The 16,610-nt window shown below is 63.1% G+C and carries 11 protein-coding genes; 5 read left to right on the forward strand and 6 right to left on the reverse strand.

The window, feature by feature from the left end; all coding sequences use genetic code 11:
- Positions 1-50: 50 nt before the first annotated feature.
- Positions 51-518 (reverse strand): hypothetical protein, encoded by a 468-nt coding sequence (locus B586_RS05540; RefSeq protein WP_047313235.1) that lies wholly within the window; start codon positions 516-518, stop codon positions 51-53.
- Between the two features lie 163 nt (positions 519-681).
- A complete protein-coding gene (locus B586_RS05545) occupies positions 682-1,398 on the reverse strand; it encodes a sigma-70 family RNA polymerase sigma factor (RefSeq protein WP_418001121.1) in 717 nt (238 codons plus the stop codon).
- A gap of 487 nt (positions 1,399-1,885) precedes the next feature.
- Between B586_RS05545 and B586_RS05550 the strand changes: the two genes are divergently transcribed.
- Positions 1,886-2,470, forward strand: a complete 585-nt coding sequence (locus B586_RS05550; protein WP_418001122.1) for an adenine nucleotide alpha hydrolase family protein — start codon at positions 1,886-1,888, stop codon at positions 2,468-2,470.
- A gap of 50 nt (positions 2,471-2,520) precedes the next feature.
- On the opposite strand, the gene ppsA is transcribed toward B586_RS05550, so the two are convergent.
- Together ppsA and B586_RS05560 are read right to left on the reverse strand one after the other, a co-directional pair.
- Complete coding sequence (gene ppsA / locus B586_RS05555; protein WP_054880478.1) at positions 2,521-4,797, reverse strand: phosphoenolpyruvate synthase; 2,277 nt, start codon at positions 4,795-4,797, stop codon at positions 2,521-2,523.
- Between the two features lie 34 nt (positions 4,798-4,831).
- Positions 4,832-6,334 (reverse strand): bifunctional aminoglycoside phosphotransferase/ATP-binding protein, encoded by a 1,503-nt coding sequence (locus B586_RS05560; RefSeq protein WP_418001123.1) that lies wholly within the window; start codon positions 6,332-6,334, stop codon positions 4,832-4,834.
- A gap of 196 nt (positions 6,335-6,530) precedes the next feature.
- Here B586_RS05560 and B586_RS05565 point away from each other — a divergent pair, with 196 nt between their 5' ends.
- Together B586_RS05565 and otsB are read left to right on the forward strand one after the other, a co-directional pair.
- Positions 6,531-7,511 carry an Acg family FMN-binding oxidoreductase gene (locus B586_RS05565; protein WP_156406718.1) on the forward strand — a complete coding sequence of 327 codons (981 nt, stop codon included), beginning with the start codon at positions 6,531-6,533 and terminating at the stop codon, positions 7,509-7,511.
- Between the two features lie 23 nt (positions 7,512-7,534).
- Positions 7,535-11,224: a trehalose-phosphatase gene (gene otsB, locus B586_RS05570; RefSeq protein WP_054881052.1), complete on the forward strand. Its 3,690-nt coding sequence runs from the start codon at positions 7,535-7,537 to the stop codon at positions 11,222-11,224.
- A gap of 170 nt (positions 11,225-11,394) precedes the next feature.
- Here otsB and B586_RS05575 read toward each other — a convergent pair whose 3' ends face one another.
- The gene (locus tag B586_RS05575; protein WP_054881051.1) at positions 11,395-12,810 is read right to left on the reverse strand and encodes a wax ester/triacylglycerol synthase family O-acyltransferase; all 1,416 of its coding nucleotides are present in this window, start codon (positions 12,808-12,810) and stop codon (positions 11,395-11,397) included.
- 108 nt (positions 12,811-12,918) lie between these two features.
- Here B586_RS05575 and B586_RS05580 point away from each other — a divergent pair, with 108 nt between their 5' ends.
- The gene (locus B586_RS05580; RefSeq protein WP_047313232.1) at positions 12,919-13,350 is read left to right on the forward strand and encodes a pyridoxamine 5'-phosphate oxidase family protein; all 432 of its coding nucleotides are present in this window, start codon (positions 12,919-12,921) and stop codon (positions 13,348-13,350) included.
- Between the two features lie 119 nt (positions 13,351-13,469).
- Positions 13,470-16,205, forward strand: coding sequence for a cation-translocating P-type ATPase (locus B586_RS05585; RefSeq protein WP_054880477.1), 2,736 nt, complete (start codon positions 13,470-13,472; stop codon positions 16,203-16,205).
- 123 nt (positions 16,206-16,328) lie between these two features.
- Here the strand turns inward: B586_RS05585 and B586_RS05590 are convergent, their stop codons facing one another.
- A complete protein-coding gene (locus B586_RS05590; protein ID WP_054880476.1) occupies positions 16,329-16,601 on the reverse strand; it encodes a DUF1918 domain-containing protein in 273 nt (90 codons plus the stop codon).
- Positions 16,602-16,610: the final 9 nt, after the last annotated feature.

A 16,610-nucleotide genomic window follows, 5' to 3' on the forward strand; every position in this document is an offset into this window, starting at 1 on the left:
CGCCGAGAAACCGTCGCAATATTCACACTCGGTGGAGTTGCGGTACCTGGTCACGCGGCCCGCGGTAGATCCGGTTTTGAGCTTGTCGCTTGTGATGTGGGTCCGCGGCGTGCGGCGACCCAGCCGACGTAGGTCAGGTATAGCCCGATCAGGGCAAGGCCGATGTAGACCGCAGCCCACACGGCAGTCGCGTCGATCGCCGAGTTTGCCATCGACATGAAGGTTTTGGGAAAGGCGAGAAGAAAGAACCCGCGCAGCGCGAGAACCCAGCCGAGAAGGGACACGATGACCGCGGCAGCGCTTCGCCAGTACTGGTGAAGCGCGATGACGATAAGACCGCCCATGAGAAGAAAGGCGCCTGTCACCCAGGGCCACAACGGGTTCGCCCCGAAGTCCGATAGTAGTGTTCGCATGTCGGGGGCGCGCACCACAATGATGACGGGGACGATGACGAAGAATGGGCCGAACACCCGGGCGAACATGCGCGTCCTGGTCTGCGACTCTGGTGAAGAGCTCATCGCTGTACCTCCATCTGGTGTAACGACATGTTTGGGATGGTTGGATGCCCTAGCAGAATCAGAGCATTTCGCCGAATCCATGCGGTAGGGACCGAAGTCCCGCCCGTTCGGGCCATTCGTCAGCTCAGCAGACGTGGGCACGCCGGGTGCCTACCAAAAGCCGTTAGGCTCCCTTTCGGAGGCATTGTGCGCCGCTTGTCGACGGCCGGTTGTACGCGGCGATCTCGATCGTGCGGATGTAGCCGCGCGCTGTGGCAAGATCGGCCAGCAGGGCGCGCAGTTGTCGTCGTCCTCGATGGAGTCTGGATCTGACTGTCCCATCCGGGATATCGGTGATCTTGGCGATCTCCTTACTGCATAGGCCCTCGATGTCGGCATAGTAAACCACGATGCGGAATTGTTCGGGCAGGGCCAGCATCGCCGCCATAATGTCGTTGTCTGGCAACGCCTTAAGGGCTTGTTCCTCGGTCGAAGGCAATTCCGTCGTCGAGTGCTGGGCGGCGGCGGCCAACTGCTGGTCGGTAATGTCGTCGGTCAGATACCGCATGGGTTGGCGTTGCTTCTTCCGGTAGCTATCGATGTAGGCGTTGGCCAGAATCCGGTACAGCCACGCCCGGATACTGCTAGCCGGCCGTAACGATCCGAAGGCCGCATAGGCGCTCGCCATTGTTTCCTGCAGTAGATCCTCTGCGTCGCAGTGACTGTGGGTCATCCGCAGGGCTTGCCGATAGAGCGGCTCGAGCAGCGGGATGGCTTCGCGCTGGAAGCGCCTCCGCGCGTCGGCGTCGACGCCGGAAAAAGCGCGATTCGCAAACGATGCGTCCTTCAATGTCTGCCGAGCTACTGTCGCCGCGTGGTGTCGCGGAGCGTTGGCAGCCACCGTTGTCTCCTCAACCATGTGTAACGTCGCAGTGGCAACGACTCTATGGCTGCTAAACACGGGGCTTTGAGAGCCTTTGGTCCTCTCGGCAACGTACCTAAGGCCCGGGCTCGCCATCGAAGTGGCTTGTCGGACGACCACATCGTGTCTACGCCCGCAGCCAGGGGTTCGGCAGGTGCTCACGCGGCGACGACTGTCCACGGCCCAGCCGTGTGGGAATTCGGGACCATCGGCGGTCGGCTGAGGGACCAACGCCCCTGAATGGCGCGGCAGAGAACTCGATAATTTCAACCAGAGCGCACCCCAGAAGCGCCACGGTTTTCAATTGAACGTGGGAGCTGAGCATGCAGGATTCTGATCCGCCAGAATCGGTTGTCGTTGGTATCGACGGCTCTAAAGCTGCAGTCGCCGCGGCTCTCTGGGGCATCGATGAAGCAGTTGCACGCAACATCCCCTCCGGTTGCTCTACGCCATCGATCCACGCGGCATGGTCCGCGCAGACCCGGACAGTATCGCCCACAAGCTCGCCACCGCCGAGAACGCCGTTCGCTACGCGATCATGGCCGTCGAGGCATCTGGGGAGCCGGTCAAGATCGAGGTGGAGATCGTGCATGGACACCCAGCCACCGTGCTCACACGGGCATCACGATCGGCGGCGATGATCTGTGTCGGGGCATGTGGATCGCTTCAATTCGCCCGGAAGGGGGTGGGTTCGACCGCGTCGGCGGAGGCTCGAGTGCGGCGAGCACCGCTGCGGGCCTTGACCACGGCTCGCGGTCGGCTGGATCGCCAGTTGGCGCCATGGATTCGACGCTATCCGGACGCGGACATTCGTCCCGTGACATTGCAGGGCACTATCGTCGATTATCTGGCCGAGCATGCTCGATCGGTGAAGCTCGTCGTCGTCGGCTCGGACGGTCTGGTCCATGCGAACGAAGCCGGCAGCCCCGCTGGCCGCAGTGTGCTGCACGACACTGACTGTCCGTTGTTGATCGTGGGGCACAACTGTGATGGTTACACCGGCCGTGCCACGAGTCGGGAGAGTGCTCTTGCCAACCCGCCAGGTGCTTGAGGTCGACTCGAGACGCGACGTCGTGGCCCCAGTCGCTGTGCAGCAACCGATCACCCGTCGCGGCGCCGCACCGCCGACTCGAGCAGCAACCGGCGTTCGGCTGCGCCGACAGCGCGCCGTGCTGCACCGGCAGCATCAGGGTTCACCGACACGGATGTGATGCCCATGCGCACCAAGTGCTCGGCGAATGCCGGGTTCGTTGAGGGCGCCTGCCCGCACAGCGAGGATGTGATTCCGAGTCTGCATGCGGTGGTGATGATGTGGCCGATCGCAGCAAGCACCGCCGCATCTGATTCGTCGAACAGTTCGGCGCAGACATCGGAATCGCGGTCCACGCCGAGCATCAACTGGGTCAGGTCGTTGCTGCCGATGGATACCCCGTCGATACCCATCCCGACGTACTGTGGCAACCAATGCACCACCGAAGGCACTTCTGCCATCACCCACCGGTGCAGACTGCGTTGCCGGCCCAGTGGGCTGGCGTCCACTAGGGTCAGGCATTGCTCGAGTTCCCACCGGGTGCGCACGAACGGAATCATCAGATGCACGTTGGGGTATTGCTCACGGACGCGGGCCAGGGCTTGCAGCTCTAGCGCGAACAGTTCGGGTTCCTTGATGTAGCGATAGCAGCCGCGGTAGCCGATCATCGGGTTGTGTTCGACCGGCTCGTAGTTCTCGCCGCCGCGCAAACCGCGGAATTCGTTGCTGCGGAAGTCGGTTGCCCGATAGATCACCGGTCGCGGGGTGAACGCGGCCGCGACCCTTGCTACCGACGCGACCATCGCGTCGACCAGTTGATCCTGCTCCCCACGCACGATGAGATCGCGCGGGTGTCGACCCGACAGCGCCTCGGTCAGCATGAATTCGGCGCGCAGCAAGCCAACGCCGTCGACGTCTTGCGCCGCGACCCCGTCGGCGGTATCTGGCATCGCCAGGTTGACGTAGACCTTGGTGCCCGTGACTTCGGCTGCATTCACGGGCGCTGCCGACCGATCCACGACCGTGATCTGCGGGGTTTTCGCGACTTGGCCGGCGATGACTTGGCCGTGCGTTCCGTCGACGGTGACCAGCATGCCGTCACGCAGCTCGGTGGTCGCGGTGCGTGCCCCGACAACGCACGGAACGCCAAGCTCACGCGCCACAATTGCGGCGTGACAAGTCATTCCGCCGGTGTCGGTCACTAGCCCAGCTGCCCGCCGGATGGTTGGCAGCCAGTCCGGATTTGTCATCGGAGCCACCAGGATCTCGCCGTCGAGCAAGTGGTCGCCGACCTGCGGTGCCAGCAGCACCCGCACCTTCCCCGATGCTGTCCCCGGCGCGGCGGGTAGCCCGCGGACCAGCACCGCATGATCCCTCTCAGCGGGGTGTGGCAGCGTGGTTATTGGCCTGGCTTGCACCAGCCAAGTGGCGCCCGAGGAGATAGCCCACTCGACGTCCTGCGGGCAGCCGTTGTGCTGTTCAGTGGCGATCGCCAGCTCGGCGATACGCCGCAAGGCATCGTCGTCGAGGACCCGGGTTTCGGCGCTCGCGCGGTCCAGCTCGACAGTGGTGTCATGGCCGTCGGGTCCGCGGACGATCTTGAACGCTTGGTACCCGACACGGGTGTGGAGAACCTGCAGCGTGTCTTTGGCCACCACATAGGTGTCGGGTTCCACTTTGCCCGACACCACAACTTCGCCTTGCCCGAATGCGGCTTCGATAACAACATGGTCCTGCGCGCCGGTGCTCGGATCATTGGTGAAGGCCACGCCCGCGGTGTCGGCGACAATCATCTGTTGCACGACGACGGCCATCGCGGGATCGGACGTGAAGCTGCGGCCCGCTCGGTAGGTGATCACGCGTGGGGTGAATAGCGACTGCCAGCACTGCTGAACTGCCTCAACGAGGGCGTCCTCTCCGATCACGTTGGTCAGGGTCCGGTTCATACCGGCGAATGAGGCGTCGCGGCTGTCTTCTCCGGTAGCCGAGGACCGCACGGCCACAACGGAGTTCGACCCAAGGAGCCGGTATGCGGTCAGTAATTCATCCCGGGTATCGTTGCTCACACCGGCTTTGGTCACCAGCTTCTGCATCCGGCCGCACAGCTCGGCCAGCCGGGCGGTGCTGTCGACGTGCGCCAAGGCCTCCTGATGAAGCGCGCTAAGTTCGGTCTCGACTCCGCCTGCTTTCATGGAGTCGAGGTAACCGGCGCGCATCAGCACGAAGCCGGGCGGGACCGGCAGCCCGGCGGCGACGAGCTCACCCAGATTGGCTCCTTTGCCGCCGGCTTCCTCCGCGTCGGTGATTCGCAGGCTCGAGATGTTACGGACATAGTTGTTGGCTTGCATCGTGTTAGCTCTCTTCCGCAATCGATGGGAGTCCCTAATGCGCGTTGTGCCACAGTTTTTCGGCTTGGTCGGTACAGTCGTTCAACGGTTGGCTGGTGTCGATGGGGTGTGCCGCGTCCCACGTGTCGTCGCGGATGGCCAGCGCCCGGGCGATCCGCGGGGTCGCGTCCGAGGCGCCCGCGGTCCTGCCCCGTACCCGTTCAACCGCTGTATCCGCTGACGTCCAGCAGACGATCTCGAGCAGCGTCGATGCGGTCTGGCTAGCCAGCGTTGGGGCTAGCTGGCGCTGGCGGGGATCTCGCCAGGTGCCGTCCAAGATCACCGATCGCCCACCGGCCAAGGCGATGCGTGCGCGCGCGATGACGTGGTGGTACACGGCAGCAACCTGGTCCGGCCGATAGAGACCCTCATCGAGGAGGCCGGCTTCGCCGTCGATCGTGCCCTGCTGCTGCAGCTCGCGCCGCACCGCGTCGGTGGAGATGACCTCTGCGCCAACACGATCGGCAAGCGAATGGGCGAGAGTGGTCTTGCCGGTCCCGGGTGCGCCACCGATGAGGACCAGCCGGACCGCTCCCGCCGCGAGGTGTTCGAGCGCCAGCAACAAATGACGTGACGCGTCCGCCGAGGCATCAGGGCTTCCCTGCGCGAACCGCACGCAGTCGACCTTGGCCCGCACCAGTGCGCGATAGGCGATGTAGAAGTGCTTCAGCGAAGCCGGGGCATGGTCGTTGGCACAGCGGCTGTAAGTATCGAGGAAATAGTCGGCGAGGTCGCTGCGTCCGAGGAACTCCAAATCCATCGCCAGAAACGCCGCATCGTCGATGCGGTCGACATAGCGCAGACGATCGTCGAAGTCGAGGCAATCCAGCAGCACCGGGCCGTCGGGCATGCAGAAGATGTCATCGGCCAGCAGATCGCCGTGCCCGTCGACGATACGGTCGTCAGCGATGCGCCGGCCAAACAGTGCCGCACGACCGGACATGTATCTTGTCGCCAGAGATTCGACCTCTGCGATCAATTCGGCCGGCACCACGATACCGGCGGCATGCTTCAATTCCGCGAGGTTTTCTTGCCAGCGTGCGCTGACCGCGCCAACCTCGCCCTGCGAGTCCACCTCCCGCGTACGGGGCCCACGGCTGTGAAAGACTTCGAGTACTTCCGCGATATCGGCCAGCTCACCCCGCACCGCAGTGCCGCATTTGACGTGGGTGGCCAGCCGACACGAGTCAGGGTAGCGCCGCATGACAATAACGGGCTCAGCGGGACCGCCGGTGGGGTCGCTCAAGTGCGCAATGCCAAGGTAGCTTTCGGGTGCCAGCCGGCTGTTGAGCGCGACTTCCCGGGCGCAGGCCCGCTGACGGCGGTCGGCGGTGCTGAAATCCAAAAAATCGGTCGCCACCGGTTTCTTCACCTTGTACGCTTTGTCACCCACGAGCACGACGACACCGGTGTGTGTTTCCCGTATCTCGGCATATGGGCTCATGGACCCCGTACACGGTCCAGTGATCTGAGCGGTAATCCCCGGGGCCCGTTCCATGGCACGATCCTGTGCCCACGCGAGCACTGGGCGTAGCGCCGGAGGGCCACAGTCGGTGCGGTGAAGGTCACTACCTGCAGGGCCGAAGGTCCTTGCCGCATCGATGGGTGAATGGTGGCGCGGCCGGGACTAATGACTCTAGCGGCGCCCGCTGCGCTGGCTAGGGTCGACCTTAGACCGACGCGAAGGATGTGACATGCCCCAAACCGTGCTGGATATCGGGGTGGTAAAGAAGGCACTGCTGCTGGCATGCCGGGCGCCGTCGGTGCACAATAGCCAGCCCTGGCGATGGGTTCTCGAGGGCGCCGTGTTGCGCCTCTTCGTTGATCCGCGCCGGTGGGTGCGCAGCACCGACCGTTCCGGCCGCGAAGCGATCATCAGTTGCGGCGCGGTGCTCGATCACCTGCGCATCGCCATGGTGGCGGCCGGTTGGCAGGCCAACATCGATCGCTTCCCCAACCCGAACAACCGAGATCATTTGGCATCGGTTGAATTCAGCCCCCTCGAATTCGTCACCGACGCTCAGCGCAAACGCGCAGAGGCGATTCTGCAACGGCGAACTGACCGGCTTCCGCTAGGTCTCCCGACATACTGGGCGTCGTTTGAGCCGGTGCTGCGCAGCAGTATGGACGAGAGCATCGCGATGCTCGATGTGCTCGCTGACGAGCTGCGGCCGCAACTGGCCGAAGCCTCCCAGCTGACCGAGGCGCTGCGCCGCGACGACGTGTCGTATCACGCCGAACTGCAATGGTGGACATCACCATTCGCACTGGCAGAGGGTGTGCCCCCAGACGCGCTACCATCCGTCTTGGAACGGCAGCGGGTCGATGTGGCTCGGGACTTTCCTGCCCGCAGCAATGCCGAGCGTCGTGTCGAGGTCGCGGTCGATTGGTCGAAGATCCTGGTGTTGTCCACTGCCGAGGACAGCCGGGCGGAGGTATTAGGCTGTGGCGAAGTCTTATCCACCGTGCTACTGGAATGCACGATGGCCGGCATGGCGACCTGCACGCTGACCCATCTGATCGAGTTGGACGAGAGCCGCGACATCGTGCGCGGGCTCATCGGGGAACGCGGGGAGCCACAAGTGTTGATCCGCGTCGGTATAGCGCCGCCGATGGAAGAGCTGCCCGCGGCAACACCACGACGGCCCCTCGACGATGTGTTGGAAATTCACTAGCTGTGCAGTCCCTGGCGGTGGTCGTGACGGTGCCGGTGATAATCGATCCGCGCTACTACGACGCGGTGATCTTCGACGTCGACAGCGTCGTAACAGATGCTTCCCGGATCGACGACTCGCTGGTGTTCGATTCCACGATTGCGCTGGTGCGTAGGTTACACGATGTCGGTATCCGCACGGGTGCCTACTCGTCGGGCCCCAGTTGCGGAGAGGTGTTGGCCGCAGCCGGTATTGGCGACATCTTCACTGTTCATGTCGCTGACGTTGATGGACAACTCAGTTGCCCCGGCAAACCGGATCCGGCCGTTTTGCTGGAGACCGCGAGGCAACTGGATGCGTCGCCCCGCCGCTGCGTCGTCGTGGAGTCCTCCGAAGCCGGGGCAAGCGCCGGCCGCGATGGCGGCTTCGCCTTGGTCGTCGGGGTCGATCGAGTGGGGAATGCCGACGAGCTGCGCCGAAACGGGGCCGATATTGTGGTGACCGACTTCGTCGAAATCAGCGTGCGCTGCGGAGATCGGCGGATGTCAACGCTTTCCGATGCGCTGCAGTCCTACGGTCAAATCGCCACGGTGATGGCCATGCGACGACCAGCGGTACTCCTAGACTTCGACGGCACGTTGTCTGCCATTGTTGACGACCCCGACTCCGCCTCGCTGGTCGACGGTGCCGCAGACGCGCTTAAGGTGTTGGCCACACAGTGTGATGTCGCGGTGCTCAGCGGGCGCGACCTCGCCGATTTGGCGCCTCGGGTCGGGCTGCCCGGTATTTGGTACGCGGGCAGCCACGGCTTTGAGCTGACAGCGCCCGACGGCACCCACCACCACATCGAGACCGCTGAAACAGCCATCGGTGTGCTCGACGTGGCGGCGGTCGAATTACGCGACCGATTTGAGCTCCTCGACGGCGTCCGCGTCGAGCATAAGCGGTACGCGGTGGCCGTTCATTACCGCAACGCCGCGCCCGGGGTGGTGCGTGAGGTGACTGCGACGGTGCACACCGTCGGGCAGCGCAGCGGCCTTCGGGTCACCAACGGACGCAAGGTGATCGAGCTGCGGCCCAACATTGCGTGGGACAAAGGGAAAGCGCTGGAATGGATCTTGCGTAGGATCGCCGAATCCGATTCGGTGTTGCCGATTTACCTCGGTGACGACCTTACCGACGAGGACGTCTTCGACGCGGTGCGACATGACGGCATTGGGATCGTGGTACGACACGGCGAGGACGGTGACCGGCCGTCGAGCGCCCGGTTTGCCCTTGACGGTCCCCACGCGGTCCGCGAATTCATCGAGCGGCTGGCGCACGACATCACCGTCGAGCACGACGAATCCAACAACCCTTGGTCGATCACTTTCGAACGCTATGACCCTCACGATGAACCGCTGCGCGAAGCGCTATGCACCATAAGCAACGGCTATTTCGCTACCCGCGGCTGCGCGCCGGAATCGACGGCGGGGAACATTCATTATCCGGGTACTTACGCCGCCGGCATCTACAACCGGCTCACCGATCAGATCGCCGGTCACAATGTCACCAACGAAAGCCTGGTGAACCTGCCCAACTGGCTACCGTTAACATTCCGGATCGACGCCGGACCGTGGTTCAACATCGATGACGTCGAAGTCTTATCCTATTCGCAAACCTTCGATTTGCGTCGGGCCGTTGTGATTCGCCAGTTTCGATTCCGTGATGCCGCAGATCGCACCACCGCAGTGACCCAGCGCAGATTCGTGGCCATACATCTGCCCCATGTGGCCGCGTTCGAGACCACGGTGACCGCCGAAAGTTGGTCGGGGACGCTCGAATTTCGATCCGCCATACACGGAGACGTCGAGAACCGGTTAGTCGAACGCTATCGCAACCTATCAAGCAAGCACCTAAAGGTTACGCGGCTGCGCGAGTTATCTAGTGAGTCAGCACTTTTGGAGGCAGCCACGGTGCACTCCCAAATCCCCGTTGCGGTGGCGGTGCGCGCCACTTTGTGGCGTGACGAGGAATCGGTGCAGGCGGATTACCAGCTGGTGCAGGAGGTGGCCCGCATTGGTCATGACGTCGCGATCGACCTGGCGGTCGGGCAATCGGTGACGCTGGAAAAGATCGCCGCGATCGTTACCGGACGCGATCTGTCGGTATCCGAACCAGCGGACGAAGCTGAGCGGCAGTTGCAGCGTCTCGGCCGGTTCGCCCAACTGCTGCAGGGCCACTCACATTTGTGGGAACATCTGTGGGAACGATTCAACATCGACATTGGCAACAACCCCGACGAACTGCGGATCGTGCGCCTGCATCTGCTGCATCTGCTGCAAACCCTGTCACCGAACATTGCTGGTCTAGACGTCGGAGCGCCCGCGCGCGGACTGCACGGTGAGGCCTACCGCGGCCACATTTTCTGGGACGAGTTGTTCGTCTTTCCGGTGCTGAACATTCATTTCCCGACGGTGACCAGATCCCTGCTGCAGTATCGCTATCGGCGACTGCCGCAGGCCCGCCGAGCTGCCACCGAAGCCGGCTACACCGGCGCGATGTTTCCCTGGCAATCCGGCAGTGACGGTCGTGAGGAAAGCCCGCAGCTGCACCTGAACCCGCGCTCGGGCAGATGGAATCCCGATCCCAGCGCACGTGCCCACCACAGCGGAATTGCCGTGGCCTACAACGTGTGGCAGTACTACCAGGTGAGCGGCGATGTCGACTACCTGATCGACTACGGAGCGGAAATGCTGACCGACATCGCACGCTTCTGGGCAAGCTTAGCCAGCTTCGACACCGCGCGGAAGCGCTACGTGATCCGCGGGGTCATCGGACCCGACGAGTTCCATTCGGGCTACCCGGGCCGGGTTTACGATGGCATCGACAACAACGCCTACACCAACGTGATGGCGGTTTGGGTCATTGTGCACGCAATGGAAGCGCTTGAGCTACTGCCGTTGTCGGATCGGCTCGATCTGCTGGACAGGCTTGAGGTGGATGGTCGCGAACTTGCCTTGTGGGATGACGTGAGCCGACGCATGTTCGTGCCATTTCATGAGGGCGTAATAAGCCAATTCGAGGGCTACGAGCTACTGGCTGAGCTGGATTGGGACGCGTATCGCCAGCGGTACGGCAGCATCGGCCGTCTGGACCGCATTCTGGAGGCCGAGAACGACGACGTCAACAACTACAAAGCAGCCAAGCAGGCCGACGTGCTGATGCTGTTCTACCTGCTCTCCTCCGACGAACTACGTGAATTATTTGACCGGCTCGGCTACCGGTTTACCCCTGACCAGATCCCGAAAACCATTGACTACTACCAATCTCGCACCTCACACGGATCCACGTTGAGTGCCATCGTGCATTCCTGGGTTTTGGCCCGCGGCGACCGCGATCAGGCCCTGAAGTACTTTCGGCAGGTCCTGCTGTCCGACGTCGCAGACGTCCAAAAAGGTACCACTTTCGAGGGCATTCACCTGGCGGCCATGGCCGGCAGCATCGATCTGCTGCAGCGGTGCTTCACCGGCCTGGAATTCCGCGCCGACCGCATCGTGCTCAATCCGCTGTGGCCCGAAGGGCTTGGAAACCTATCCTTTTCGCTAAGGTACCGTGGGCATCGTCTGCATCTGCAGGTCAGCGGACGCGAAGCGAAAATCAGCTCGGATTCCGAACAGACCAACGCAATCGACATTGAATACCGCGGCCGAGTGCAATCCCTCATGCCCGGCCGCACGATCGAATTCTCCTAGCCCGGCGACGATGCAGAGCGCGATAGCGCGATGAAGAGGAGCTGGGCAATTGAGGCTAGCCCGGCGACGATGCAGAGCCCGATAGCGCGATGAGGTGGGGGCACGCCCCCACAAGTGGGAGGTACCCCCACCCGCTTGCGGGGGAGAGCTGGGCAATTGAGGCATAGTGGCTATGCGCTTTGAACTTTCTTGACGCGTTGATGTTTGCGTCGACGTATCGGGATGACGTCCACCAGCTGCGCCACCGCTTGCTCGATGCCTGCGGCGAGTTGGTCGATGTCAGGCGCAGTGTCATAGTCAGCGGTAATGCCGAAGACAAAACTATCGGCGTAGCTCACCATCGCGATGGCGGTACGCAGGCCAAGAGCAATCGGCGGTACCGGCAGGACTTCCAGCACCTCACGACCCATCAGCTGCTGCCGACGCCGGGAACCTGGCACGTTAGTTGCCACAGTAACGACTGCACGTTGCGGAAGCCGGGTCACTAGTCGAACCGTCCATGCCCACAGTGCAAATGGGATAGCGTTAGCCGCCGCTACGAACGTGTTGCCGGCTTCACGCTGACCGCTAGATTTGACGGTCGCTAGCCGGGAGTGCACCAGTTCCAATTGCTTAACGGGGTCTGCCTCGTCAACGGGCAGTAACGGGAGCATCGCCGAGACCCGGTTGTCGGTTCTTAGGAAGTCCTTCATCGACCGGACCGACACTGGAACCAGGGTGCGCAGCGAATCACGGTGGGGCTGTTCACCGCGGCTGAGCAGAAGCTTGCGGTAGCTGTCGGTGATCGCCGACAGCGCCACATCGTTGAGTGTCACCCCAAAGGCTCGGGAGACCTTCTCCATATCGACCAGGCGAACCCTCGCCGCGCTGTAGCGCCGCATCGTTGTCACCGGTCCAGTCAGCGACGATTCGGGCGGTGAGCTCAGCAGACTGGCCGTCAGCTCAGCCACGCCCACCGCGGCGTGTTCGGCGGCAGCAGCCGCGGCGACCGCCGTCCGCCAGATGCCGCCCAGCCAGGTCACGGGGTTCCTGGTCATCGGCGGCAAGCGCAGCGCAAGCTCATCGGACTGTTTGGCGGCACGAATATTTTTCGCGAAACTATCGCTCCCAGAACCTAAGCCGTCGTCGCTGAGCTTGCCCAGCAGCTCTGTGGTGGCGATGCCGTCGGCGATGCAGTGATGAAGTTTTACCAGGACGGCCCACCGGTTGTCGGTGAGGCCTTCGATGATCCAGCAGTCCCAGAGCGGACGTTCCCGGTCGAGCCGATGCCGCATGACGGTCGAGACCATCTGGAACAGTTCGGCATCATCGCCCGGGTCCGGCAACGCCACGCGGTGCACATGATGCGAGATGTCGAAGTGTGGGTCCTGCACCCACTCGGGTGAGCCGAGATCGAGCGGATGGGTGTGCAGCATCTGCGTGCACCGGGGAATCGCCCGTACCCGTTCGGCGAAGGCTGAGACCAGGTCGTCGTACCGCGGCACCGGGCCGGCCAGGATCGACACGGCGCCAATCGCCAGGCTCACATGGGGATCGGAGTTCTCGGCCTCCAGGAAACTTGCGTCCAGCGCTGACAGGTGCTCCACCACGTCACTGTGCGTCCTTGGTTGTGCCGGTGAACAGAGCCGGAAGTCCCTCACATAAAGGACGAACGACGCTTCCAAGCCGCCCAGCGCCGTCCTATCGTGAGCCAGATGACGACCGTTGAACCCGTGACGATCCTGTCGGTAAAAGAATGCTGGGATCGGTTGGCAAGCACAGCGTTAGGGCGTCTCGTTACGAGCGTCGACGGCGAGCCCGAGATCTTTCCGGTCAACTTCGTTGTCCAGCGCCGCACGGTGTTGTTTCGTACTGCCGAGGGCACCAAGTTGGTCAGCACCGCAATCAATAATCACGTTCTCTTCGAGGCCGACGACCATGATGCCGTGAAAGGCTGGAGCGTCATCGTGAAGGGCGCGGCCCACATGCTCCGTACTAGTGAAGAGATCGAAGAGGCTGAGCGGGCACAGCTGCTGCCGTGGATTGCGACGTTGAAGCTGCATTGGGTTCGCGTTGTTCCGGAGTCGATCACGGGCCGTCGTTTCCAGTTCGGTCCCGAACCCAGCCGGGAATTCACATTCGCGTAGTCCGCGCCACGCGTAACTCGAGCACATCCGTAAGTCCCGTCAATGCAGGGGCGAAGGTCCCTCACTAATGCGTCCGTCGGCTCCTGTTCTGCCGGTGGGGCCGTTGACAGGATGGCGAAGTGCGAAGCCAACACCACGAGTGGGTTTCCCCGGCCGCGCTCGACCCCGAAGAGGCTGCTGATCTGTTGCTGCGTGACCTGCGCAGCACCCCCAAAGGGGTGTCGGAGACCGAGGCGAAGCGACGCCTGTTGCAGTACGGGCCGAACGAGTTGCAGCGCCGCCGTGGCCGCGAATGGCCCCAGGCGTTAGTGCGTCAGCTGACCCACCCACTGGCGTTGCTGCTGTGGGTGGCCGCCGGACTGTTGGTGATCGTCGGCTCACATGTAGTGGCGGCCGCCGTGGTGGTGATCATCATGCTGAACGCCGCCTTCTCTTTCGTGCAGGAACTGCAGGCGGAGCGGGCGGTGGAGGCGCTGGCCAAATACTTGCCGCAACGGGCCAAGGTCGTTCGTGACGGCGCAGTCGTCGAAATCGACGCAACGCAACTGGTACCCGGCGACATCGTGGTGATCGAGGAGGGAGATCGGATCGCCGCCGATATCCGGCTGCTGGCGGGTGCCATCGAGGTCGATATGTCAGCGCTGACCGGCGAATCGGTGCCCACACTGCGGTCGGCTGCGATGGTGGATGTGAATGTGCCGTTGCTGAGCGCACATGAGTTGGTGTTCAGCGGAACCAGCTGCACTGGCGGTGAGGCCAGAGGGGTTGCGTTCGCCACTGGTATGGCCACCGAGATCGGCCGTATCGCCGCATTGTCTGAACGTGTCAAGCCTGATCCCAGCCCGCTGGAGCGTCAAGTCAGGCGGGCAGCCTGGCTGATCGCCGCAGTTTCGGTCATGCTCGCGTTGTCGTTCATCCCGATGGCGACGCTTGCTGCGCACTTGACCTTGATCAACTCGATGGTTTTCGCGGCGGGCCTATTGGCCGGCATGGTGCCCGAGGGGTTGTTGCCGGTTATCACCCTGGCATTAGCGGTGGCGGTGCGGGCGTTGGCGAATCGCGGCGCACTGGTTAAACGACTCTCCGCGGTGGAGACTCTGGGCTGTACCGACGTGATCTGCACCGACAAAACTGGCACCATCACCCAGAACCGCATGACCCCAGCCGCGGTATGGACGGCCGCGGGCCGAATCGGGCTCGACCCTGATCATCCCGACGGTCGGGTGGACACTTCATCGTCCCCGCCGTTGCGGTCGCTGGGCCTGATCGCAGCCAGCTGCAATAACGCTCGGCTAGACGATCCTCAGGGTCCGGTCGGCGATCCGACCGAGATCGCGGTGCTGGCGGCAGCCCGCATTCTCGGCGCCGAGACGGATGCTGCAGCACGAGAAGGCCACCGCCGCTGGCAATTCCACTTCGACCCCGAAGTGAAGTTGATGTCGACGATCGACCGGTCCGAGGACGGGTCGTCTGCCGTGCATACCAAGGGCGCGCCGGAGGCGCTGTTACCGCGGTGCAGCCACATCCTTGACGGTGACGGTCGACCGCAGCCGCTCGACGAAGCGCGACGGCGCGGCGCAGAAGATGCTGTCAACGCCTTTGCCGCGCAGGGATTGCGCGTCCTCGGCTTCGCGCAGCGAGAGTTACCGCCGAAGAAGAGGCCGCCGCACCAACGAACCACGGCCGAGCAGGGTCTGTGCCTTGCTGGTCTGGTCGCGATGCTGGATCCGCCCAGACCGGGCGTCGCTGATGCGGTCGCGAAGTGCCACACGGCGGGTATCCGCATCATCGTCATCACCGGCGATCATCCGCTGACCGCTGCGGCCATCGCGGAGCGCGTCGGCATTACCGGCCCAGACCCGACGGTGGTCACTGCCGCACAATTCGAGCAACTCGACGAGAATCAGCTAGCCGCCCTGATCCGTGAGCAGCCAGAGGTGATCTTCGCCCGGGCATCGCCGGAAGCCAAGCTGCACATAGCCGAGGCGCTGCGCAGTGACGGCCATGTCGTCGCTATGACCGGTGACGGAGTCAACGATGCGCCGGCGCTGCGCCGCGCCGATATCGGTGTGGCGATGGGGCTTTCCGGCACCGATGTCGCGCGGGAGGCCGCGACCATGGTCCTCACCGACGACAACTTCAGCTCGATCGTTAGCGCGGTGCAAGCGGGCCGGCGCATTTACGACAACGTCCGCAAATTCATCATCTACATCTTTGCGCATGCGGTTCCGGATACGGTTCCGTTCCTGGTGTTTGCGCTTAGCGGTGGCACTATTCCGATTCCGCTGACAATCATGCAAATACTGGCTTTCGACGTCGGCAGTGAAACACTGCCGGCGCTGTCGCTCAGCCGTGATCCGGCCGAACCCGGGATCATGGAGCGTCCGCCGCGGCTACGCAACGAAGGTGTGATTCGGGTGCCAATGCTGCTGCGCGCGTGGTTGTTTCTTGGCGTGATCGTCGCCGCCTTGTCGATGGGTGGCTACTTCTACGTTCTACTGAAGTCCGGCTGGCGCCCAGGCGTCTCGGTCGATGTCGGTACGCCGCTGCATCATGTTTACCGGCAAGCGACCACCATGACTTTTCTCGGCATGGTCATGGGGCAGATCGGCACCGCCTTTGCGGTGCGGACTCAGCGAACCTCACTGTGGTCAGTGGGGGTGTTCAGCAACAGGTACCTGCTTGCCGGCATCGCCGCCGAAATCGTACTGGCCGCCGTATTCGTCTATGCCCCAACCATGCAATCCCTGCTGAGCACCGAGGCTCCTGCGCCCATCGATCTGCTGGTGCTGTTGCCTTTCCCGTTCGTCGTCTGGGGCGCTGACGAATTCCGTCGGTACCTGCTACGCCGGTGACGCAAAAGGGCCCAGGGCAATAACGACGATGCCACGATGTACACCTGCAATCGAGTTAACTGCTGATGCTCGGGAATGCGTGGGCGTCTCCGCTTGGTTGTGGTGCGTCTCATTTCGGCCCGTCTAAACTTGTCCGGCCGGACGTTTCATGATTGCCGCTTGTACCGATGCGAGCCGTGACCGTACCTGCTCGTCGGCGGCCTCCTGTTCCGCGCTAGTGATGACGATCGCATCAGGTCCTGGGAACACGAGAGCCTCATGGCCGGTGTCGAGCCATCGGACCACGTAGGGCGGCAGGCCTTTCGCACCGTGCACTGCGGTGATCATCCCGCGGTGCCCCTGCTGTTCGTTGGTCCTGCCCTTGACGACCAACCAATCGCCGACCTTGGCTTTCATCAGCTGCTC

Origin of the sequence: Mycobacterium haemophilum DSM 44634 (genome assembly GCF_000340435.2) — a bacterium.
GTDB classification, from domain to species: domain Bacteria; phylum Actinomycetota; class Actinomycetes; order Mycobacteriales; family Mycobacteriaceae; genus Mycobacterium; species Mycobacterium haemophilum.

Bases quoted from the DNA above. Each gene is read 5' to 3' on its own strand.
- B586_RS05580 (WP_047313232.1), top strand. From the start codon at position 12,919: ATGACGACCGTTGAACCCGTGACGATCCTGTCGGTAAAAGAATGCTGG.
- B586_RS05590 (WP_054880476.1), bottom strand. From the start codon at position 16,601: ATGAAAGCCAAGGTCGGCGATTGGTTGGTCGTCAAGGGCAGGACCAAC.
- B586_RS05565 (WP_156406718.1), top strand. From the start codon at position 6,531: ATGCCCCAAACCGTGCTGGATATCGGGGTGGTAAAGAAGGCACTGCTG.
- ppsA (WP_054880478.1), bottom strand. From the start codon at position 4,797: ATGCAAGCCAACAACTATGTCCGTAACATCTCGAGCCTGCGAATCACC.
- B586_RS05540 (WP_047313235.1), bottom strand. From the start codon at position 518: ATGAGCTCTTCACCAGAGTCGCAGACCAGGACGCGCATGTTCGCCCGG.
- B586_RS05550 (WP_418001122.1), top strand. From the start codon at position 1,886: ATGGTCCGCGCAGACCCGGACAGTATCGCCCACAAGCTCGCCACCGCC.
- B586_RS05560 (WP_418001123.1), bottom strand. From the start codon at position 6,334: ATGGAACGGGCCCCGGGGATTACCGCTCAGATCACTGGACCGTGTACG.